Below are 24,122 nucleotides of genomic sequence, written 5' to 3'. Positions count from 1 at the left end.
ATAATTATGAATTTTAAAAACTCATTTTTTATCCTAATGGCTTCTGTTTCTTTAGCGGTTATTAGTTGTAAAAGCGGTGCAGTAAAGCAGGGAACAGCAATAAAGCAATCAAAAAAAGAAGTTATATCTATTATTGATAAAGTAAATAGCCGCTGGCAAGAGGCACATCCTGAACTGGGCAATGCTTTTTGGAATGTTGCCGCTTATCATACCGGAAATATGGAGGCTTATAAAGTGACCCAAAATAAAAAATATTTGGATTATTCTATGGCTTGGGCAGAAAAAAATCAATGGATGGGAGCCAAATCGGCTGACAAGTCGGAATGGAAATACAATTATGGGGAAAACGATAAGCATGTGCTTTTTGGAGACTGGCAGATTTGTTTCCAAACCTATATAGATTTGTACAACTTTACAGGAAAAAATGATCCCCGAAAAATTGCCCGTGCCCAGGAAGTTATGGAATATGAAATGAGTACCGAGGCTAATGATTATTGGTGGTGGATAGACGGATTGTATATGGTAATGCCTGTAATGACTAAATTATATAAGCTTACCGGGAACGAAATGTATTTAGAAAAACTGCATTCTTATTTAACGCATGCCAATAGTATTATGTATGACAATGAGTCAAAACTGTATTTTCGTGATGCAAAATATGTATATCCAAAACACAAAAGTGCAAATGGGAAAAAAGACTTTTGGGCTAGAGGAGACGGGTGGATTTTTGCTGGCTATGCCAAAATTATTCAAGATTTACCAAATGCTGCCAAACATAAAAAAGAATACATCAGCCGTTTTAAAGATATGGCAAAAGCTTTGGCAAATGCCCAGCAAAAAGAGGGTTACTGGACAAGAAGTATTTTGGATCCCGAACATGCTCCCGGGCCAGAAACAAGCGGCACGGCTTTTTTTACCTATGGTTTTTTATGGGGAATCAATAATGGTATCTTGGATAAAGAAACCTATTTGCCAGTGGTGGAAAAATCATGGAATTATTTAATCACTTTTGCTCTTCAGGCGGATGGTACAGTTGGATATATTCAGCCTATAGGCGAAAAAGCCATTCCTGGGCAGGTAGTCGATAAAAACTCTACAGCCGATTTTGGTGTTGGCGCATTTTTATTGGCTGCATCAGAAATGAGCCGTTTTGTAGAATAATATAATTAGAATTTATAACCTTAAAGAGCGGTTGTGTTTAACATTAAAACACAGCCGCTTTTTTATGCAAAAAAACAATATTCAGTGTTTCATTTCATTTGTTTTGGATTCCTTTTTTATGCATTGTATATTTTTATTCTTGTTTTTTTATCATTGGTATAAAAATATCCTCTTTTATATAGAATAATGCTGATTTACCCCTTTTTTAATCTTGTAATCACCCCCTCTGAAGCATTAGTGTTACGCTACATTTACAATGTGAATTATATGTTAATGTTGGGTATATTAATCTTAAAGAAGACTTAAAAATAGCTTGAGGTGATTTTAATTATATCTGATGATACTGTGATTTGCAAACTAACAAATTATTAATTAACCAAAAATCACAACCAAAAATGACAAATTTTATTAGGATTAAAAAAGGTCCTGATTGTGTATCTGGATTTAATTTGAAAAAGAAACTTATCATGTTTTGTGTATTAGTTTCTTTATCTCAAGTTCATGCATACGCTATTAGTAACAAAAGTGCAAAAGTACTGCAAAATGTACAGAAGGAAAAAAGTATAAACGGACAAGTTAATGACGAAAATGGGATTCCATTAGCGGGTGCGACAGTTACGGTAAAAGGAACTAAACTGGCTGTTACAACAGATTTTGATGGAAAATTTACTTTAAAAGCTGATGAGAATTCAGTATTAATAGTGTCCTTTACGGGTTTTACAACTAAGGAGGTCGCTTTAAAAGGGAACACTACAATTATAGTGAAATTGGTAAGTGAGGTATCTACATTAAATGAAGTGGTAGTGGTAGGTTATGGCAAAATGAAGAAGAAGGATTTAACCGGATCAATTGTTCAGGTCAAAGCCGAAGCTTTAGCAAATCAAAATCCGCAGACAGTTCAAGATCTTTTGCGAGGTGTTCCTGGTCTAAAAGTTGGTTATTCGGCTGATGCAAAAGGAGGAGGTTCTTTGCAGATTCGCGGGCAGACTTCTGTTTATTCTGATGGTGGTCATAACTCACCGCTTATTATTTTAGACGGAATGCAGTTCTACGGAGAGCTTTCAGAAATTAACCCTGATGATATTGGTCAGGTAGATATTTTAAAAGACGCATCGGCGACAGCTGTATATGGATCTAAAGCGGCTGCAGGGGTTATTGTTATTTCAACCAAAAAAGGGAAGAATGGCAAGCCTATTATTAATGTTACCACAAACACGACAATTACCAATAAAAGCGCCTATCGCAATGTGTATTCTCCAGAGGGATATGTAAAATATCGTGAAGATTGGGAGACTGCCAAAACGTATGGTTCAAATACAGCAACTGGAAATTACGAGGCATGGGTGACTGGGACAGCTGCTGGCAAAGCTGGGTATTACTCAAACCCTAACCAATTAGATAAGTATGGAATATCTCAAGCTCAATGGCTAGCCTATCAGCCAGCTGCACAAATACAAGGGAAGAGTCTGAATGAAGTATGGGGATTGAGATTGGGTATTACTGACGCTGTGCTTTTAAAGAATTTTACTTCAGGAACAACACACGACTGGTATGACAGCACTTTTAGAACAGGAATCAATCATGACAATAATTTAAGCGTTTCCGGAGCTGGAGATAAAGTAAATTATTATATGTCTTTGGGTTATTTAACGGCAGAAGGAGCTATTCAGGGTAATGATTATTCTGCAGTTCGTGCAAATATGAAAGTGGATGCTAAAATTACGGACTGGCTTGAATTTGGAGCAAACGTTAATTTTCAAGATCGTTCAGATGGAGATATATCTGTTGGTACCGGTACTAATTACTGGGACGCAAATATGTTAAGAAACAGTCCGTTTTCTAACTTTAAAGAAGCAAACGGCGATTATGCAAGACAGCCAATGGGACCAACTATTGGAGGATATAATTACTACTACGACAGACAGTATATGGAGCTTGAGAAAGGGTATACCGTGCTGAATACCATTTTTAATACAAAGGTAACTTTACCTGCAGGTATCACGTATTCATTTAATGCTGCTCCGCGCTATGAATTCTTTTACAATCGTTATTTTCAGTCATCAGGTAATAAAAACTGGAATCCTGTTAATATAGGAGTAGATAGAGGTAGTGGTAAAAAATTTACTTGGAACTTGAATAATACATTAGCATGGGATCATACATTTGCTGGGAAACACCATATCGTAGCCACTTTTGTTCAGGAAGCTGAAGATCTAAAAACATGGTCGGATATTACTTATGCACGTAATATTCAGCCGTCAGATGCTCTAGGGTTTCACAATACGGCAAATGCAACGCTTTTAAACAGCTCTTTTTCTACAACCGATACGCATCAAACAGCCGATGCATTAATGGCGAGACTTTTCTATTCGTTTGATAATCGTTATATGATAACAGGAACTGTACGCCGAGATGGATATTCAGCATTTGGAGCTTCGTATCCTTATGCAACTTTTCCTTCCGTTGCATTTGGATGGAACTTTAATAAAGAAAACTGGTTTAAATGGGAGCCTATGAGTACCGGTAAATTGCGTTTGTCTTGGGGGAAAAACGGAAACAGATCACTTGCTGATCCATATATAGCATTGGCAAACTTAGGTTCTGGAACTGGAGCAACGATGGGATATATAGATGGTTCAGGAAATATTGTTGATACTAAGTATTTAGCAATTGACCGTATGGCGAATCCAAATCTGCAATGGGAAAAAACAACGGCATCAAATATTGGTCTTGATCTTGGATTCTTAAATGACCGCATTACAAGTACAATAGACGTTTACAGAATGGTTACCAATGATATGATTATGAGTCAGCGTCTGCCTGGTTTCTCAGGATTTGGATCAATTGCTACCAATCTTGGAGAAGTTGAGAACAGAGGGATTGAAGTAAGTCTTAATACTATAAATATCAAAAAACCAAATTTTGAATGGACTACCATGGTTGGCTTTTCATATAATAAAAATACCATAAATGCATTGTATGGTAATATGGAAGATGTTAAGGATGCCAATGGTAATGTTATTGGGAAGAAAGAGTCTGATGATAAAACTAACGGTTGGTTTATTGGCAGACCAATCTCTCAAATCTGGGATTATAAAGTAATTGGAATCTGGCAAAAAGAGGAGGCTGCAGAAGCTGCAAAATACGGTCAGCGTCCTGGTGATCCAAAAGTTGAAAACAGTTACACTGCCGATGATGTGAATGGGAAGCCAACTTATAATGAAAAAGACAAACAGTTTTTAGGGGAAACAGCTCCACCGATTAACTGGTCGCTGCGCAATGAATTTAAAATTTATAAAAATTGGGACTTGGCAATTAATATGTATTCCTATATGGGGCATAAATCACTTGACGGCCGTTATATGAATACTTATAATGACGGCAGTTTGTATACAAACAACTACAACCCGTTTGTAAATCCATATTGGACAATTGATAATCCAACTAATGACTGGGCGCGTCTTGATGCCAGAGGACCTGCAGGAGCTGGAACAGCAAAATTATATGACCGCAGTTTTATTCGTTTAGATAATATTTCGCTGGCTTATTCTCTTCCTAAAGATCTTTTAGACCGTCTGCATGTTAGAAACTTCAAAATTTATACTTCAGTTCAGAACGCTGCAACGTGGGCTGCTTCCGGCGAATGGAAATATTATGGAGACCCGGAAACAGGGGGATTGGCTACACGAATGTTTAATTTAGGTTTTAACGTTTCACTTTAATAATTACGATGATGAAAAGATATATAAAAAATAAAATCTCAATACTTGTACCTTTAGCGGTAGCAACTGCTCTTTTGGTTTCTTGTTCAAAAGATTTTCTGGAGCCGGATCCGCTTTCGTTTTACGAACCAGAAACTACATTTACTACAGAATCTGGATTGCAGGCAGTTTTAGCAATTGCTGATAAAGGACTACGTAATAATTATATTCATTATAATGCTGCCGGTAATAGTGTGCCTATCGGTACGGAATATGTTTTCTCTGATATGGCAAAATATGGGAAAACAGATAATAGCAGTACTATTTCTGATTTTGCTAATACTATAGTTCCTACCGGAAGCTTTAAAACAGCAACAAATGATGATTTTTATCTTGGATTTTACTGGGATGAAGGTTATAATGGTATTAAGTATGCCAATACCGTATTGACATACATTGATAATGTAACAAGTTTAACTGAAGAAGTTAAGCGTAAATATATTGGCCAGGCCTATTTTCATAGAGCATACCGTTATCTTAATCTAGTATATCAATTTGGAGATATTCCGTTAATTACTAAAATTTTGGAGGTTCCAAAGCAGAGTTATTATTCTACCAAAAAAGAAGCGATCATCGAAATGATTACAGCAGATATGGAAAAGGCGGTAGAATGGGTGCCAGAACAGTCAAAACTAGCTTATGTTGGTTTAGTTAATAAAGGCGCATGCCGTCAGTTATTGATTAAGTGTTATTTAGCATCTGGCAGATTTGCAGAAGCAGAAGCACAGGCCAATATTTTGATTAATCAATCGGGTTATTCTTTAATGCAAAGCAATTTTGGAACTTTTGATCCAGGAGGAAATCCAACAACATGGACTATTAACAGAAATGTGATCTGGGATTTACACAGGCCTGAAAATAAGGTTATTGCTGGTAATAAAGAAGCTATCATGGTAATGCCAAACGGAGGAGTACAGTCGTTTTTACCGTTTGCCTCGATGAGAATTTTTGGGCCAAACTGGAATTCTGGTACGCTTACTACCCCTGATGGAAAACAGGCAGCAGGCCGTTTTGCCTCAAACAATGCTAATTACCAAGCTAAATATGATTATGCAAGAGCACTGGGACGCGGTATTGCTACTATTAGCGCTTCCTATTATTCACAGCATCCTATGTGGGTAGTAAACGGTATTGAGGATAAGACTGATCTTAGACATAACAGCACTGTTGGCAACTGGGTGAATATGGAAGATCTTAAATACAGTGATAAGACTTCTGCGTACTACCAGCAAAATTTTAGAATGAAAAATGGCACTACGCTGTTGTCAAAAGACACTCTTCGTGAGTGGTTTGATTTTCCGTTGTATAAAATCTATCTGCATGATGTTGTGAATGAAACCAATCCAAATGCAACTGATTTTCAAGGAGCTAGCACCGGAAGTAAAGCGCATTGGTACTTATATCGTTTAGCTGAAACTTATCTGTTAAGAGCAGAAGCACGTTTCTATCAAGGCAATACTGCCGGTGCAGCTCAGGATGTGAATGTTATAAGAGCTAGAGCTGGAGCCACACAAATGTATACCCAAGTAACTATTGGTGATATTTGTGCAGAAAGAGGAAGAGAACTTTATCTGGAAGAATGGAGGAATGTGGAGCTAAAACGTATCTCGCACTGTCTCGCCCTTAGCGGAAAACCAGATGAGTGGGGTCAGACATACAGTAAAACGGATTGGGATAAACAATCTGGAGTAGGTTCATCTGGAGGTAGTTATTGGTATCAGCGTATTGTACATTATACACTTTACAACAAATATCCAGCCGGTATTGTTGTTCCAAATGGCACTAAGTTTTATACCATGGACAAACGTAATAACTATTGGCCCATTCCAAACAGCGCCATAACGGCTAATATTAAAGGACAGTTAAGTCAGAACTTTGGTTATGACGGTTACAATGCTAACGTTAAAGTCTGGGATAAATGGCAGGATGCTGTTGCAGATGAAACTAAACTTTAATCAGCTGTTTAATTATTATAAAAATATCTAAACTGCAGTAATTCGAATTGTTCTCTTGTACTGCAGTTTATTTATCCTGCAAAGATTTTTAAACTTAAAAAAACTCTTAAATAGTAGTTTTTATAAATGTTGACTGTTAAAGCATTATCTCTGGTCATAAGGGATAATGCCGGCAGTCATTCATAAAATCCGCATGAATAAATATATTGTGAGCGTATGATTTAAAAGAAGAATTACGGATTCAGCAATGTATAATGATAACTATAAATTTCAATAAAATTTTGCCTGTTAATAATAGCGAAAGGAATAATCTGGTTCTGTTTTAATCTTATAAACCGAAGTATTGAAGTTTCTTAAGCAAATAATTTTGTCAGTTACCAATGAAAGCATACAAAAATTTTAAAATAATTTTTAAAACAAATATTTCATATGAAAAAATTATACACATTTTTATTATTCTGGTTATCGGTTTTTGTATTCAATATACATGCACAAGCTCCTAATCTGCCTGTTAAAGCAAGTTTAGATACAACATTAAATGGTCCTAAGACTTTTACAAATGCTGTGAATTCAGACATTATATCATTTCCATTATCTAATCAAACTGAATTTACTTTAGAAGTAAAAGCCAAAGTTAATGCGGCTGTTGGCAGAGGATTAGATGTTGAGGTTAAAAATACAAGCGGACTCGGATTTAGAACATCTTTAGATAAAACTACTTTTAATAATACAACAATTTTGTCATTGCCAGATAATTTAAGTACTTCTGTAGATAATGCTCAGGAGCAAACTTATAGATATGCAATAAAAGACGGCGTTGCCAATATTTATCAGGACGGACATTATTTAACTTCGAAAACGCTTGATCTTTTAAATGATAATTCAGGAGCAGTAATAGCATATGGCACTGATAATCTACTAGGAAGATGGGCAGGAGTTACAGGGAATAATTCTGGAAAACCAAATGATTATGGCTGGGCTAATACTTCTGCAAGCCTTCCTTGGAATACTGCTAATTCAACCAGTGGCGTTAGATATCTGGATGTAACTTCGGGGCATACTTTTGAATCAGATAATTCGGTTTACAGCGGAAGAATAATGTACATTCGTTGGGACAACGCAAGTTATTCAGCTTCGACTTATAGTTTTCCTGTTAAGCTGGAACAGGGTTTGCGATATGAATTTTCATGGATTTATGAATACATATCGAATGCTGCTCCTGGCGCCAAACTGAATGTTGCAATATCGTCGGGCGCTGATGGATCTGGGGTTTTAACTTCTAAATCATTTACAACCGGTAATGCTAACAAATTAAGAAAAGGGGATTTATCTTTTATTTCGAATTTTACGGGTAATTACTACGTGACAATTACTGGTGATTACGGACTTATGGCTATTGCCGATTTAAAACTAAAATCTTCCAATTTAATTAATAGCTGGGACGGATTTTTTAATGATAATGCGGGAACTCCAGCTGCTTATGGATGGACTAATGTTGCTTCTCCATCTATTTTTAATACAGCAAACAGTACTAGCGGCGTACGATTTATGGATGTAACTTCTGGTCATACTTTTGAATCAGATAGTTCAGTTTACAGCGGAAGGTTAATGTATATCAGATGGGATAGTACTACGCTTCAAAATTCAGTTTACTCTTTACCAGTGCAGTTAGAAGCCTCCAAAGGATATCAGTTTTCATGGATATATGAGTATATTTCGAATTTAAGTCCGGGTTCTCAAATGAGTGTATCTGTTTCCACAGCTGCAAATGGCGGAGGGATAGTTTTGGCATCTAAAAGTTTTGTAACTGGAGCTGCTAATAAATTAAGAACAGGAGATTTGTCATTTCAATCGCAGACCGCAGGTACTTACTACATTAATGTAACTGGAGCCAATGCACTTTTTGGAATCGGTGATTTAAAGGTTCAGGGACAGCAGACAGCCAATATTGTTATTGGAAAAAATTATGCAGCTGGTGCTGTTGATATGGCAATTACTTCTGTGACTTTTGAAAATACAGCTTACGCACCGGTGAAAGTTATCAGCCCTTCACTGCAGACTGCAAATATTTCAAGCAATACGAGTACTGCGGCTTATACAAAATCAAATGTTGTGTTAAGCGGAACTGCTTCTTTATATCTTAAAAACGGAAACAATCCTTTAATTAATTCGACAGTAAACTTAAGTTCGGCAGATAACCGTCTGTATTTTGAAAATATTAAACCAAGTGAAGTAATTAGTTCGCAGCTACAGTATGTTTCAATAAACGGTACTGCGGCAGTCAATGGTACTAATGTAAATGTTACAAATTATGGATCAGGAGCAGTTGTCTCACCATATTCTGTAGATTATCAGCCATTGCAAGTTTTTACAGAAGAAAATTTTGCAGGAACATCTCAGCAATATGTTACCATAACACCATTTGACAATTTAGGAACATTTGATAATGTGATTAAATCATTTAAATTAAAAAAAGGTTATATGGCAACTTTTGCTACAAGTGCAGATGGATCAGGATACAGCAGAGTTTATATAGCAGAAAATGAAGATCTTGAAATTCCGGTTTTACCCATTAATTTAAAAGGAACAATTTCATTTATCAGAACAATGAAATGGCACCAAGTCACCAAAAAAGGACTTGCGGGCGGGAGTACAGAAGCTATAAATGCAACAAATATTACATGGTATTACAATTGGAATACAGGAATGAATACCACACCAAACGTGGAATATGTTCCGATAAGACAAACACAATATTGGCCTTCATTTACACCTGCATATACTAAAGATGGGTATACACATTTATTAGGGTTTAATGAACCAGATCGTCCAGATCAATCAAATATGACTGTTGAGGCTGCGATAAGTTCTTGGCCGGGTCTTCTCAAATCAGGCTTAAGAGTGGGTTCGCCAGCTACATCAGATCCTTTTAATCCGTGGATGGCTAATTTTATGACTAAGGCAGAGGCTAATAATTATCGAGTTGATTATGTTGCGCTGCACTGTTACTGGTATAAAACTGCAGCTCAATGGAAAAGTGATTTACAGTACATATATGATAAATACCACAGACCAATTTGGATTACAGAATGGAATATTGGTGCAAACTGGACAGCTAATAATTTTCCGGATGATGTTAATACGCTTACGGATGCTAATGCTACGAAGAACAAAAATGATTTGGCGGCGGTATTAGCGGTCCTTGAAAGTGCCGATTATGTAGAGCGCTATTCGATATACAATTGGGTACAAGATGCCAGAGCAATGTATGTTACCATCAATGATGCGTTTAAAACAAGAAATCCAAACTGGCAGAATTATGTTTGGCTGCAAACAGCACCAGTGATTTCCAGCACATCAACTGATTATACGGTTTTAACTCCAGCAGGACAATATTATGCTAAAAATGCATCGGCGAAAGCCTATAATTCAGCTAAGGAATACATCCCTCTATGGAAAACAAAAGTGGAAACCTTGAGTTATACCCTTTCATCAGATTATAAAAATATTAGAGTAAAATGGACAGGAACTAATCAGGAATTAGTAAATAAATATGTTCTTGAAAGAAAGCTAAGCGGTGAAAGCGCATTTTCAGTTTTCTATGAATCAACAAATTATAATGTTCTTGAACAAATTGATCAGGTTCGTACACATGCCGAATATAGAATTAAAGTTATTGGTAAAGACAATGCTGAGTCAGCATACTCAGCGATATTGGTTTATGATCAGCCTGCCATTCCGGCGATTCCAGCAAACTTTCAGGGTGAGGCATTATCGGCATCAGTGATCAATTTAAAATGGTCGCCTGCAGCAGGAGCAGAATCTTATAAAATTAAAAGATCAGTTGCTATAGATGGTACTTACGAAATTTTAGCAGCTTATGTAAAAGACAGCATTTTTGGCGACACAAATTTAGCATCGAATACAGATTACTTCTATAAAATTGCATCAGAGAATGCTGGAGGAGAAAGTCAGTATTCTGCAGCTTTGCAGGTTAAAACATTATCACAGACAACTCAAAAAGGAGCGGCTGCTAAAACAGAAAAGGCTTTGGCTCTGAATACATTGGAAGAAAAATCTGTTGATGCAATTAGCGCGTTTCCCAATCCTACGACAGGTCAATTCGATATTATTTTACCAGCGAATGAGGATTTAGCTGCAATTGCAATTTATACTTTGGATGGTAAATTAATTTCAACATTGAATTATTTAAGTGAAAACGGTAAAGTTCATTTGAATATTGAAAATCAGCCTCCGGGAATTTATCTGGTAAAGATTCAATCGCATCCAGATAAAATACTCCAAGTTATTAAAAAATAAAAAATTGCAGACGAAAGAGAATATTATTATTGTTTTTTTACTTTAGTATTGATGAGGGATCTTTCGGGATCCCTTGTTTAAATAGTGCAGTCTTAGAATGGCTCATAATTAATTTTGATTTAAAATATATTTAAAATGAGATTTATTGGTAAGTTTTTGGTATTAGGAATTGTCCTGACGTTAATTTTTAGTTTTGTCAAGCACAAACAAAGTCTTTCAGAACCTGATGATTATAAGTTAGTCTGGACAGACGAATTTAATACAAACGGGCCTCCAAATAAAAAGAATTGGAATTATGAAGAAGGTTTTGTCAGAAACAATGAAAATCAATGGTATCAAAGGGAAAATGCCTATTGCCAAAACGGATTTCTTGTAATTGAAGCCAAAAAAGAAAGGAGAATAAACCCTGATTTTGTCTCTTATAATCATAAAGACTGGCGAAAAAACCGAGATTCGATAAAAGTAACTTCGTCCTGTTTAATTACGCGTGGAAAACATTCCTGGCAATATGGACGATTTGAAATGCGGGCTAAGATTCCAGTTGGAAAAGGAATGTGGCCAGCCTTTTGGACATTGGGCGTAAAAGGAAATTGGCCTGCGAACGGCGAGATTGATATCATGGAATATTATACGGGAAAAATACTGGCCAATACGGCATGGAAATTAAATACAGGAGCTACGGCCTGGGACAGTAAAACGATTCCGTTGACTGATTTTAAAAAAGACTGGGCTGATAAATTTCATATTTGGAGAATGGATTGGGATGTCCATTCGATTAAATTATATGCTGATGATCAATTGATAAATGAGACTAATGTATCAGAAACAATTCAAAACGAAAATCAAAAAATACTTCCATTTCAGCAGCCTCATTATTTATTAGTAAATCTGGCGGTAGGAGGAATTAATGGAGGAGAATATGCAGCTGCTAGTTTTCCATCAAAATACATCATAGATTATATAAGGGTTTATCAAAAAAAGAAGTAAAATGAAATTAAAATATTCGATAATTATAAGTTTTGTATGTTCTTTTGTCTTCAGCCAGAGCAATTATTTTGTTCCGGGAAAAGAATGGAAAGATACTAATGGAGTACATATTAATGCCCATGGAGGCGGTGTTATTTTTGCTGATGGGACTTATTATTGGTATGGAGAGTATAAGACTGCGGGACGTGGAGGGAAYACATCATTGAAAGGAATCAGCTGTTATGCTTCAAAAGATTTGTACAACTGGAAAAATGAGGGTATTGTCCTAAAGGTTGAACAAGATCTTAATTCTGAAATAACAAAAGGCTGTATTATGGAGCGTCCAAAAGTAGTTTTTAATAAAAAAACAGGTAAATACATTATGTGGTTTCATTTGGAGCTCAAAGGACAAGGTTATGATGCCGCCAGAGCTGCTGTTGCTATAAGTGACAGTCCCAAAGGACCTTTTAAATACAAAAAATCATACCGCCCTAATAAAGGTGTGTGGCCAATGAATTTCAATGATAACTTTAAGTCTGCTTCAATTAATGAAAATGCACTAAAGTCTTGGACTCCAGAATGGCTGGAAGCAATCAAAAACGGAATGCAGGTTCGAAGAGATTTTGAAAAAGGACAGATGTCCAGAGATATGACTGTCTATGTTGATGATGACGATAAAGCTTATCTTGTGCATGCGTCAGAAGATAATCTGACACTCCATATTTCAGAGCTTACGGACGATTATTCGGATTTTACAGATAGATGGACAAGAATGGAACCTACAGGGCATAATGAAGCACCGGCAGTTTTAAAAAAAGACGGGGTTTATTATATGATAACTTCTGGCTGTACAGGCTGGGATCCTAATGAGGCGCGCTCGTTTAAATCCAGATCTATATGGGGGCCATGGCAGTCTCTAGGGAATCCATGTGCTGGAAAAGATGCATCACTTACATTTCATTCGCAAAGCACTTATATTTTGCCAGTAGAAGGGAAAAAAGGTCAATTTATTTTTATGGCTGACCGATGGAAGCCTGATAATCCTATAGATGGCAGTTATATTTGGTTACCAATAACGATCACAGATGAGAAACCAATTCTGAAATGGTTTGATAAATGGAATCTAACAGATTTTAAATAAAATCAATAAAACTAAAAATAGGATTTAACGCTGGAGGATTACCAAATCCGCAGGTAAACGAAGCTATTAAAAGATACCTTAAATTTTTTAAAAAACAGCAATTTATGAGTATATAGTTTTATATTTGAATAGTGTTGTTTTACGCTTATGTGTTGTGGTTTCTATATTATTAAAGGTACTTCGCCGGGATAAATAAAAAAGTAATTGTAAATACCAATAATTGCAAAATTATTTCAAAAATGAATAAAATTAAAAAAATGCTGTTTTTAGCTAGTATTTTCAGCGTGTCTTTATTTTCACAGCAAAAAGAAAATGTCACTGCTATTTTTCAGATAAAAAAACCTAATTACAGTCTCAGTCCCTATACAGGAATGACAAAACAACATTGGAAAGACGCCGCACTTTATTTATTAGAAGGAGCCTTTAGTTATGTTCATACTCTTGATGATCCAATGAAGTTTCCAAAACAGCCTGGAAAAAGTTATCCTCAAGATGAAAATAAAGTGCCTACAGAGAAATTAGAGGGTTTGAGCAGGACTTTATTTATTGCCTCTCCGCTTCTAAAGGAAAATCCTGGTTTAGTGATTAATAATATCAATGTAGCGGAGTATTACAGGCATCAATTCAGCAAATTAATCGATTCTAATAGTCCTTCTTATATTGTTCCCCGATCCAAAAATGGGGGGCCAAGTCAGAATTTGGTCGAATATGGAGCCATAGCAATATCGATGCTGACTAATCCTGAGGTGCTTTGGAAACCGTTGCCTCAAGATCAAAAAGATGCATTGGCCAAATCCATGCTGAGTTATGGTGATGGTCCTACGGTACCTTCTAATTGGAAGTTTTTTAACATTTTTGTATTGAGTTTTTTCAAAGATCAGGGTTATCCGGTTAATGAAAAATTGTTAGAGGAATATCTGCAAAAATCTTTAAGCGATTATAGAGGCGATGGATGGTACAATGATAATCCAGCTTATGATTATTACAGTATGTGGGGCTATCAATTGTATGGAGCATTGTGGTCCGAATATTTTGGAAATAAATATTATCCTGAATATGCCTCAAAGTTTAGAAGCAATTTTAAAGATCTCAATTCCAATTATCCCTTAATGTTTAGCCGTAACGGGGAGATGATTATGTTTGGACGCAGTATTAGTTACAGGATTGCTACCATTGCCGCTTTTCCTTTTATGGGATTAGAAAATGATTCAGCTGTAAATAATGGCTGGTTACGAAGAATTTCATCTGGAGTTTTGAAACAATTTCTAGAGCACCCGGAATTTATGAAAGACAATGTGCCCACACTTGGTTTTTATGGAGCATTTGAGCCCGCCGTACAAGTGTATAGCTGCAGAGGAAGCGTATATTGGATGGGGAAAGCTTTTCTGGGGCTTTTATTGCCTGATGATAATCCTTTTTGGACAGCAAAAGAAAATGAAGGAGACTGGGAAACCAAATTCCGTAAAGATCAGGCCTATACTAATTTTCAAGAAGGTTCGAAGATTTTAATTACAGATTATCCTGCCATTGGAGCTTCTGAGGTAAGAGCTTGGTGCCATGAAAAGAAAAAAGACGATTGGCAGGGATTCCGATCAACAGAAAATTACAACCGCCTTTCTTATAATAGTGCTTTTCCTTGGCAGGCAGATGGTGCAAACGGGGAAGTTGCAATGAACTATGTTTTTAAAAATGAAAAACAGGAATGGGAACCGTTACGGTTATTTACGTTCAAAAAGTTTGAAGATGGTATTTATTATCGTGATGCCGTTTTGGAAACTAATGAACAAATTAAAATGAATTTGGCAGATATTCCTTTGCCAAACGGAATTTTAAGAATAGATAAAAACAGTAGCACAGTTCCAGTTGCTATGCGATTAGGGCATTATGCCTTGCCACAAATTGGCAAAGAAATTACAACTGTAACAAGAAAAATAGAAGGGAAAACAGTTACTATTATTGATAATGGAAAATACCAATTGGCTATGATCCCGCTTTTGGGCTGGGATGCGGCAGAAGTGGTTACGGCCAAAGGACTGCACCCGGAAAGTGAAACCAGTAAGGTGATTGATGTTGCTGCTGCTTTTAATCCAGACAATAAGGAATCCAATGTTTATGCAACAGTTATGCTTTGGAAAAAATCTGGTGAAAAATGGAGTAAAAAGGAGCTGGTTCCTGTAAAAAGCCTTGAGCAAAAAGAGGGTAACATTATAATTCAGCTTAATAACGGTACGCAGAAGTTAGTTGATTTTAATAAAAAATAGCCACTTTGGATTTGGTTGAGGTTTTAAGGCGTTTGTGTATAGATTTGCAGAAGGCACTAACAGCAGTAGTATATAAAGTATAATAATAACAAGTATGAAATTAAATTTAAAAATCAGTATTTCTTATATAGGAATCATTGGTTTGTTTTCGGGTTTTGATAACGCTGATGGATTCAGCAGAAAAATTTTCATTGAAAATACGCTCCCTTTTGACCGTACGGCAGAAATTGTTTCAATAGACCTTCATAAAGCTAAAGTTTTTTCTTCGATTAAGAATTATGATGATTTACTGGTGAAAGATGAAAAAGGAAATCAATTGGTAACTCAATTGATTGATTCAGATCTTGACGGCAGACCAGATGAGTTGCTGTTTCAGGCCACGGTTGCTGCTTTGTCTAAAACTGTTTATACAATTTTTACTGATGAAAATGCAAGTAAAAACAGGCCTGCTGTGAAACTTACTACTTATGCACGCTTTGTTCCGGAGCGGATAGATGATTTTGCTTGGGAGAATGACAGGGTGGCTTTCCGAACTTACGGTCCAGAAGCACAGCGTCTGGTTGATCAGGGAAAAGCAGGCGGAGTGCTTTCCAGCGGAATAGATATCTGGCTTAAAAAGGTGGATTATCCAATTATTGATTCTTGGTATGCTAAGAATGCTGCAGTTTCAGGCTATTATCATATTGACCATGGAGAAGGATATGATCCATATCAGGTTGGCTACAGCCGAGGAAATGGAGGAACTGGAATTTGGGAAAAAGACAGTTTGTACACTTCTAAAAATTTTCAGAAATATAAAGTAATTGCAAAAGGCCCGCTACGCGCTGTCTTTGAATTGGAGTATCCTGCGTGGAGCAAGTATGGCGTTAAAGAGACGAAAAGAATATCTCTTGATTTTGGTTCTAACTTTTCAAAGTTTGAAAACAGAATCAGTTCAGCAGTAAAGATTCCTAATTATACTTTAGGAATTACACTGCATAAGGAAAAGGGATCAGTACATATAGATTCCAGAAAAGGAATTTTTCGCCATTGGGAACCAATTGATGATTCTTTTGTGGGAGAAGGAATTTTGATTGATCCAAAAGTGGTGTCAGAGGCATTTGATCACCGTTCTAAAGCTGTTGATCAAAGTCAGATTTTAATTGTGACACATCCTAAAAATAATTTATCGGTTTACTATGCGGGTTTTGCATGGCTTAAAAGCGGTCAGGTGCATTCTGTCGAAGATTGGGATGCTCTTTTGGAGAAGCAGTCGAAAATAATTCAAAATCCATTAAAAGTTAAACTATAATTGTTTTTATGCACCCGAAAAACATGAAGTATAGCTGAGGTATAATTTATTTTTGACAGGCTGATACTTATGTGATAATAATTTAAAATAGAATGTCTCCTTTTTTCGGTTGTGCCAAATTTCAATATGTTCAAAGATTTGCAGTTTCATTTGTTTTTTAGAAATCAGCTTGTTCCATAAATCAATTCAGTTTTCAAAGATTTAAAGAAGCTTTCAGCTACAGTATTATCCCAGCAATCTCCTTTACGACTCATACTTCGGGCTATTTTTTTATATGACTGTCCGCAAAGAAGTACCATGTATATTTTTTTGCCGCTGATTACACTGATTCTCACAGATTTCATTACACTTTTTGAAAAAATCTGTGTAAATCTTTTTAATCTGTGGCTAATTCTATCTGTTTGGTATTAGTTACGGATAGTCATATTTTTTTAAAAAAGCGATTGCGAATTTACCCCCTTAATTTTACTGATTTATCCCTATTCATACTTCCTTACTTAACATTACTTTGCAGCTATTATACTAATTGAATATCAGTATAGTAGTTGGGAATAACTTGAGTTTTTAATTTAGTAACAATAATCCATTTATAAAGTATGAATTATGAAATTTTGATCGTAGATGATATTCCAATAATTGTGGACGGCTATATTAATCTATTATCAGAAACTGATTTTCAAAAAAGAAAGCCAAATTTTATAAAKAGCCATAATTGTGAAGATGCCTACAACAAAATATTTTTAAATCTAAAACAACAAGTAAACATTAATTTAGCTTTATTAGATATTAGTCTTCCTTCCTATAAAGAGTTTAATATTAATGATGGTGTAGATTTGGCTTTACTAATTAGAGAAAAGTTTACAGATTGTAAAATAATAATTCTTACAATGCATAGTGAACCCTTAACCGTAGATAGAATCATAAAAAAAATTAAACCTGAAGGATTCTTTTCTAAAAATGATATAACCTCTGAATCATTCCTATCTATTTCCAAAAAAATTATAGATGGGAATATATACCAAAGTAAAGCAATCATAGAATCACAAAGAGATATATTTAAAAAAAATATAAATTGGGATATTTATGACAATGAGATATTAATCTTAATTTCTAAAGGAGTTAAAACTACTGATCTCCCAAACTACATTCCTCTTTCTATGAGTGCTATAGAAAAAAGAAAAGCTAACATAAAAGATCAGCTTTTAGAAAGCAAAGGCAGTGATAAAGACCTGGTTAGTAAAGCTAAAATAATAGGACTGCTGTGAATTCAAGCTGCTTGAAACATCAAGAGTCAAATAAGAAAGAAATAATAGATTTAGATTTTGTCAAAAAAGCAAATAAAAATACAGGTTTTCTTTGTTTTATATTGTTAAAAAATTAATTATACCAACGAGTTAAATTAACTAGTTACAAAAAAAATCTAGCTTAACTTTTTTTCTACTTTTTGTTTACAGATTCAGAGTAGGAAATACAGTATTTACATGAGTTGTAAGTATTGGAATAGAGATAGTTGCATTTTATTTGTTTTGAACTATATTCTTTGGGTTTTGTTTTTCTTTATCCTGAACAATTATATTTGCCTAATAAAAATGCCCCAAATAAACCAATAGATTTTTTTTAATCGGATTATGAATAATTTGAATTTACAGCCTTGCCATAGTACTCCCGAAGAAGCCGCTACACTTTTATACGTTCTCAATAGTGTTTATCCTATCAGTGAGGGTTCTCAAAAATTCCTTACCGAAAATAGTTACCCGATAAAGTTAAGAAAAGGTAAAAAAATGCATAAATCAGGTGAGATTTGCGATATGATTTATTTTGTGAATAAAGGGGCAATTCGAGGTTACGTGAAAGATTGTAATAGGGAAATTACCACTTGGATTACAGTCGAAAATGAGTTGGTGGCGTCTATTTATAGTTTTATATTTCAAATACCAAGTGAAGAAAATATGGAAGCAATCGAAGATTCGGATCTTTTAGGGATGAAATATTCAGACTTACAACATTTGTACGATATTGAACCGGAATTTAATATAACAGCACGACGGTTTTACGAAGTACACTATGCTCAGGCCGAAATCAGAGCTTTAGTGGGACGACTAAGTAAAGCCGAAATCAAATACGAATATTTTCTAAAAACTTATAAACATCTTTCTAATCGAATTCCGTTAAAATACATTGCCTCCTTTTTGGGCATTAATCTTGAAACGTTAAGCCGTGTTCGCAGCCAAATTCGTAACACATCTGAAAAATAAAGTTTGACAATTATCAAATAATCACATCCCTGTTTTTTAAAAATTTTCATTTTTTTAAATTATTAAAAACAAGGTTTTTATCTTTTTTTTTAATATTTTAATTTCACTTCTGCTCTTTAGTTCATATCTATAATCATCTTTCTAGCCAAGTTACTTTTAGTTGTATTGTCTTCTTTTGCTTATTAATTTGTAGACTTTAAATTAGTTTTGTAGGTAAATTCGTGGTGCATCTGAAAAATAAAGTTTGACATTTGTCAAATAATCACTCCTCGTTTTTTTTAGACTTTCTGTTTATTTTATTTAAATATCTATAAATGAGTTGTTTGCGAATTTATTTTTAACATCCGAAATTTTGTTATTCTTCTTAGAGTGTATTTGTACTACCGAACTGTTAAAATTTTAACTATACTTTTGTCCTACAAAATCCAATTATTGTAGCTCCAAAAGAATAGTTTTATGAGAAAACTTTACACTTTACTACTTTTTTTATTTGTCATTGTTCAGATTCAGATCCAGACGCTTTTATTACCACCAGGGAAACCGATAATGCAGGTTCTTTCAATAGTCTTCGATTACTATTCCAACGACAAGAACAGGATGCAAACCTAGTATGTCAGCAATGTTATTGATTTGAACTAGATGACTTTACAGTAATAATTTTTAATTAATGTAACCAAAATAAATGGAATTTTTCTTGTAAAACCCAATTGACATGCGAGCAAAAATGGAGTCTGAGCTATGAAAAACTACCTTAAGTGTTATTCCACTTTTTATTAGTATTTCTATTATTAACAATAAAACACTTTATAAAGTATGAATTATGAAATTTTGATTGTAGATAATCTTCCGATAATTGTAGACGGCTATATTAATCTATTATCAAAAACTGATTTTCAAGAAAACAAACCGAATTTTATAAAAAGCCATAATTGTGAAGATGCCTACAACAAAATATTTTTAAATCTAAAACGGCAAGTAAATATTAATTTAGCTTTATTAGATGTTAGTCTTCCTCCTTATAAAGATTTTAATATTAATAATGGTGTAGATTTGGCGCTATTAATTAAAGAAAAGTTTACAGATTGTAAAATAATAATTATTACAATGAAAAGTGAATCCTTAACCTTAGATAGAATCATAAAAAAAATTAAACCTGAAGGACTTTTTTCTAAAAATGATATAACCTCTGAATCATTCCCATCTATTTTCAAAAAAATTACCGATGGAAGTATATATCAAAGTAAAACAGTCATAGAATCCCAAAGAGAATTATTTAAAAAAAATGTAAATTGGGATATTTATGATAACGAGATATTAGTCTTAATTTCTCAGGGAGTTAAAACTATTAATCTCCCAAACTACATCCCTCTTTCTATGAGTGCTATAGAAAAAAGAAAAGCTAACATAAAAGATCAACTTTTAGAGGGAAAAGGCAGCGATAAGGATCTAGTTAGTAAAGCTAAAAAAATAGGATTGCTGTAAATTCAAGTTGCTTGAAACATTAAGCTGGATGAAATAATAATTTAAAAAAAACGGCAGCAATATTTTATTCCTGGAATTTTGAAACTAAACGACTCTGTACTCAAAGTGCAGCCGTTTGTTTTACGAAAGACTAAAATCCCAATGTCATTAACTTAAGGATATAAAGTCATCGTTTTGTCATTCCGAAGAATGAGGAATCTCACTAGTGAATCACGTTATGCGATTTGCTTCGCCTATTCGCTATCGCTCGAGTCTCCTTCGTCGAAATGACATGAAACGCTTCACTTAATGACATTGACTAAAATCCTTCTTTTCATTTCAGTCGAGAATGAAATTAGAATCTTTAAAGCTTTTTAAAATTGAAGGCACATTTTACTTTGGTGCATATTCGATATGTATAAGAACATGATCTGAACTTACAACTTCTTTTGAGATCTCTATTCTTTCTGCTTCACATATTTGTATCAAAACTGCACGACAGCGCTTTTAAATTCCTTGCTTCAGAACTTTAAATCTATACTTGGTAACCCAAACAGCATGACATGTTAATCGACTTACGGTATGCGAACCTTTTCTTAAATCTGTACTCATAAGATAAAGATAAAGATTTTTTCGTATCACTAAAAGTTCTGCAATAAAATACAGGGTTTTAAGTCCAAACTGAGACCAATAAAACTATTCTATAATTATAAAATTAAAGGAAGATAATAAATTATATCATCACTAAAAACGAGTGCGATGCACAAGTAATGAATAAAAAGCAGCCATTCAGTACTCAATTTCTAAAAAAAATATATTAATAATCTGTTGTGATTTAGTTTGATAAAAATGAGCGATGTATGAACATTGGTTGATTTGTAATTTCCTGTTCACTGTGCTTTAGGTCTGTTTTTTTTTTTGCCCAGCTTGGCAGGTTTTAGCCTTTAAATAATTGTTTAAAATGAGATTATTATTTGAGAATTGCAGATTTGGAGATTGCATTTTTTATTTCGATTGAATTATTAGAGGCAACTTATATGTCCTAAATATAAGTCCGTAATTTTTATCAAAAAAGTCCGTAATCTTTAGAAAAATATTACTGTTATTTTCGCTCAAAATCGTTTATTGTTAAAATCAATACAAGGTATATAGTACCATTTAGAAATATAAAATAGTTTTTTTGTTTTTTATCGCCCCAACCCTCTCCAAAGCAGAGGGAGATAAAAAATTGGATTATTTTATATTTCTAAATGGCATATATCAAATTATTGAATTGGTGTAACAGCTAAATGAATCAAAAAGATTAATTTATGAAAAAAAAATACTTTCCTACTAAGTACTTATTGTTTCTTACGTTATTTATAATACAGACCTCAGGATTAGCACAATCGGCTTCGAAGGCTACAACTGGAACAGGTTTGTATAAAGAAAAAATTTTTTGGATTAATTGGGATTTAAATTCTAATTCATTGCAAAATGATCTTATTACAAACGGTATTGTAAGAACTTTTACAAGCCCTTCTGGAATAGTATATAGGGCTACTATATCTAATATTGTTCAAACAGTTTCACCGGGTACTTTTTCAAGTGCAAATATTGATAGTTTTGGTGGAAACAATATGCCATCTGGTTATGGTGGTTTTAGTTCTAATAGTACAAAAATTATTGGTCTCTCAAATAAGATAATTGGAGGAGCAGGATCTGGTAACAAGGTAAATTTTAGAATTACAGTTACTGCAACATTGCCATCAGGCGCTGTAATTAATGCTGCTGGATTAGCTATTGCGGGTTCGGAAAGTATGTCAGGTCCTACTGAGTATTATCAATTGTCAGTGCCGATTGCTTCACCAGTGTTACGTTATTTGGACAAGTTTATTAAAAATAATACTTGGACAAATATGATTACTAGATTAATTGTATCTAATTCGGGAAGAACTATTAAAGCAACTAATCCTGGCAGTGGTGATAGTAAAGGTGATGCACTTTTATTTGCGGAAGATGTACCTTATATTGATGTAGAATTAGCCGCTAGCGGTGGCGGACAGAATGTTGCAATTGGTATTTTTGAAGAAATAGATTTTTCTGATGCACCAGTTTCTTATGGTTCAGCCTACCATATTGTTAATTCAGCCTTTACAGGTGGAAATTTTGCAGCTGGAAATAAAGATTTAAGCACAACAACCAATGTTTTAGATACGGACAGGGCTACATTAGTAGATCCGTTATTATTAATTGGTACTGATGTAGATACAGAGAATGCAGGTAATAATGCCACATCAGGAACAATCCCAAATGGCGATGATCTTGATGGTAGTGATGATGAAGATGGTATTGTAAATTTTACTTGGTCAACTTGTTCTGCAACAATTAATGTTAAAAACACAACTACCTCAATAGCTAAATTATATTTATGGATTGATGCAAATAGAAATGGTGTGTTTGACACCAATGAGTTAGCAACTTCAACTGTGCCTATAGGAACTAATGGTAATGTAGTAGTTCCATTATCATCGATTGTTGGTTTAAATAAAGGCACAAATTATTATGCCCGTATTAGATTATCTACTGATTTGTCACTTACTTCAACAGGGCTTGCAATTGATGGTGAGGTTGAGGATCACTGGGTTGATGTCACGCAGTCAGTTATTGCATCAGCAACAACTCCAGTTTGTCAAGGTAGTACAGTGTCGTTAAGTGGTGTTAATGGAGCATCTACATATGCTTGGACTGGTCCAAATGGATTTACGTCGTCTCTACAATCTCCAATCATTTCAAATGCTCAAGTTGTTAATGCAGGCATATATTCTTTAACAATTACTACTGGAAGTGGATGTACATTTACCGAAAGTGTAACTATTGCTGTAACTGCTACGCCAACAGCCCCAACAGCATCGGCACAAACATTCTGTTTGGCAGATGGTAAAAAAGTAAGCGACCTGTCGGCATCGGGCACAGGGATCAAATGGTATTCAGCTMCAGCAGGCGGGACTTTATATGCCGGCACCGAGACGCTTGTTACGGGAACCTATTATGCCAGCCAGACGGTRAACGGCTGTGAGAGYGCGMGRGCTTCGGTATCGGTAACGATCACGGCMAGCCCTTCAGCCCCGACAGCAACTGCCCAGATATTCTGCTCTGCGGAGGCTAAAAAAGTAAGCGACYTAGCCGTGTCAGGAGCAGGGATCAAATGGTATTCTGCTCCAGCAGGCGGGACTTTATATGCCGGCACCGAGACGCTTGTTACGGGAACCTATTATGCCAGCSAGACGGTAAACGGCTGCGAGAGCGCGAGAGCTTCGGTATCGGTAACGATCACGGCCAGCCCTTCAGCCCCGACAGCTTCGGCTCAGACCTACTGCTCTGCGGAAGCYAAAAAAGTAAGCGACCTAGCCGTGTCAGGMRCAGGGATCAAATGGTATTCAGCTACAGCAGGCGGGACTTTATATGCCGGCACCGAGACGCTGGCTACGGGAACCTATTATGCCAGCCAGACGGTGAACGGCTGTGAGAGCGCGAGAGCTTCGATATCGGTAACGATCACGGCCAGCCC

Annotated in this window: 12 protein-coding genes and 1 pseudogene; 12 read left to right on the top strand and 1 reads right to left on the bottom strand. The window is 35.2% G+C overall.

All coding sequences use genetic code 11. The annotated features are described in order from the left end of the window. The first annotated feature begins 6 nt into the window (after positions 1-6). The 11 genes from AC1DVP_RS16955 to AC1DVP_RS16905 all read left to right on the top strand — a co-directional run bounded on the left by AC1DVP_RS16955 (position 7) and on the right by AC1DVP_RS16905 (position 20,593). Positions 7-1,161 carry a glycoside hydrolase family 88/105 protein gene (locus AC1DVP_RS16955; protein ID WP_477184672.1) on the top strand — a complete coding sequence of 385 codons (1,155 nt, stop codon included), beginning with the start codon at positions 7-9 and terminating at the stop codon, positions 1,159-1,161. 395 nt (positions 1,162-1,556) lie between these two features. Further along, positions 1,557-4,883, top strand: a complete 3,327-nt coding sequence (locus AC1DVP_RS16950) for a SusC/RagA family TonB-linked outer membrane protein (RefSeq protein WP_477184671.1) — start codon at positions 1,557-1,559, stop codon at positions 4,881-4,883. Between the two features lie 11 nt (positions 4,884-4,894). After that, complete coding sequence (locus tag AC1DVP_RS16945) at positions 4,895-6,877, top strand: RagB/SusD family nutrient uptake outer membrane protein (RefSeq protein WP_477184670.1); 1,983 nt, start codon at positions 4,895-4,897, stop codon at positions 6,875-6,877. 429 nt (positions 6,878-7,306) lie between these two features. Then, on the top strand, positions 7,307-11,197 hold the full coding sequence (locus AC1DVP_RS16940; RefSeq protein ID WP_477184669.1) for a glycosyl hydrolase: 3,891 nt from the start codon (positions 7,307-7,309) through the stop codon (positions 11,195-11,197). A 135-nt stretch (positions 11,198-11,332) separates the two neighbouring features. Further along, entirely contained in the window at positions 11,333-12,184 is an 852-nt protein-coding gene (locus tag AC1DVP_RS16935; RefSeq protein WP_477184668.1) for a glycoside hydrolase family 16 protein, read from the top strand. Position 12,185: 1 nt separating this feature from the next. Then, positions 12,186-13,304 carry a glycoside hydrolase family 43 protein gene (locus AC1DVP_RS16930; RefSeq protein WP_477184667.1) on the top strand — a complete coding sequence of 373 codons (1,119 nt, stop codon included), beginning with the start codon at positions 12,186-12,188 and terminating at the stop codon, positions 13,302-13,304. A gap of 239 nt (positions 13,305-13,543) precedes the next feature. Then, entirely contained in the window at positions 13,544-15,565 is a 2,022-nt protein-coding gene (locus AC1DVP_RS16925; RefSeq protein WP_477184666.1) for a DUF2264 domain-containing protein, read from the top strand. A 94-nt stretch (positions 15,566-15,659) separates the two neighbouring features. Beyond that, on the top strand, positions 15,660-16,856 hold the full coding sequence (locus AC1DVP_RS16920; RefSeq protein ID WP_477184665.1) for a DUF4861 family protein: 1,197 nt from the start codon (positions 15,660-15,662) through the stop codon (positions 16,854-16,856). Positions 16,857-17,452: 596 nt separating this feature from the next. Then, entirely contained in the window at positions 17,453-18,121 is a 669-nt protein-coding gene (locus tag AC1DVP_RS16915) for a response regulator (protein WP_477184664.1), read from the top strand. Positions 18,122-18,484: 363 nt separating this feature from the next. Beyond that, entirely contained in the window at positions 18,485-19,111 is a 627-nt protein-coding gene (locus AC1DVP_RS16910; RefSeq protein WP_477184663.1) for a Crp/Fnr family transcriptional regulator, read from the top strand. Between the two features lie 813 nt (positions 19,112-19,924). After that, complete coding sequence (locus tag AC1DVP_RS16905; RefSeq protein ID WP_477184662.1) at positions 19,925-20,593, top strand: response regulator; 669 nt, start codon at positions 19,925-19,927, stop codon at positions 20,591-20,593. Positions 20,594-20,968: 375 nt separating this feature from the next. Here AC1DVP_RS16905 and tnpA read toward each other — a convergent pair. After that, positions 20,969-21,184, bottom strand: a pseudogene (gene tnpA / locus AC1DVP_RS16900) (IS200/IS605 family transposase); the annotation flags it as partial. 698 nt (positions 21,185-21,882) lie between these two features. On the opposite strand from tnpA, the gene AC1DVP_RS16895 reads away from it, so the two are divergent. Continuing rightward, positions 21,883-24,122 (top strand): Ig-like domain-containing protein (locus tag AC1DVP_RS16895; protein WP_477184661.1); only part of this gene is annotated, 2,240 nt, incomplete at its 3' end.

This window comes from Flavobacterium sp. P3_A6 (assembly GCF_056403035.1).
Note: the sequence above shows the minus strand (reverse complement) of the source record. Positions and strands in the feature narration are given on the sequence as shown.

Excerpts from the sequence above, each read along its gene's own strand:
- AC1DVP_RS16955 (WP_477184672.1), top strand. The coding sequence starts at position 7 with ATGAATTTTAAAAACTCATTTTTTATCCTAATGGCTTCTGTTTCTTTA.
- AC1DVP_RS16950 (WP_477184671.1), top strand. The coding sequence starts at position 1,557 with ATGACAAATTTTATTAGGATTAAAAAAGGTCCTGATTGTGTATCTGGA.
- AC1DVP_RS16945 (WP_477184670.1), top strand. The coding sequence starts at position 4,895 with ATGAAAAGATATATAAAAAATAAAATCTCAATACTTGTACCTTTAGCG.
- AC1DVP_RS16940 (WP_477184669.1), top strand. The coding sequence starts at position 7,307 with ATGAAAAAATTATACACATTTTTATTATTCTGGTTATCGGTTTTTGTA.
- AC1DVP_RS16935 (WP_477184668.1), top strand. The coding sequence starts at position 11,333 with ATGAGATTTATTGGTAAGTTTTTGGTATTAGGAATTGTCCTGACGTTA.
- AC1DVP_RS16925 (WP_477184666.1), top strand. The coding sequence starts at position 13,544 with ATGAATAAAATTAAAAAAATGCTGTTTTTAGCTAGTATTTTCAGCGTG.
- AC1DVP_RS16920 (WP_477184665.1), top strand. The coding sequence starts at position 15,660 with ATGAAATTAAATTTAAAAATCAGTATTTCTTATATAGGAATCATTGGT.
- AC1DVP_RS16910 (WP_477184663.1), top strand. The coding sequence starts at position 18,485 with ATGAATAATTTGAATTTACAGCCTTGCCATAGTACTCCCGAAGAAGCC.
- AC1DVP_RS16905 (WP_477184662.1), top strand. The coding sequence starts at position 19,925 with ATGAATTATGAAATTTTGATTGTAGATAATCTTCCGATAATTGTAGAC.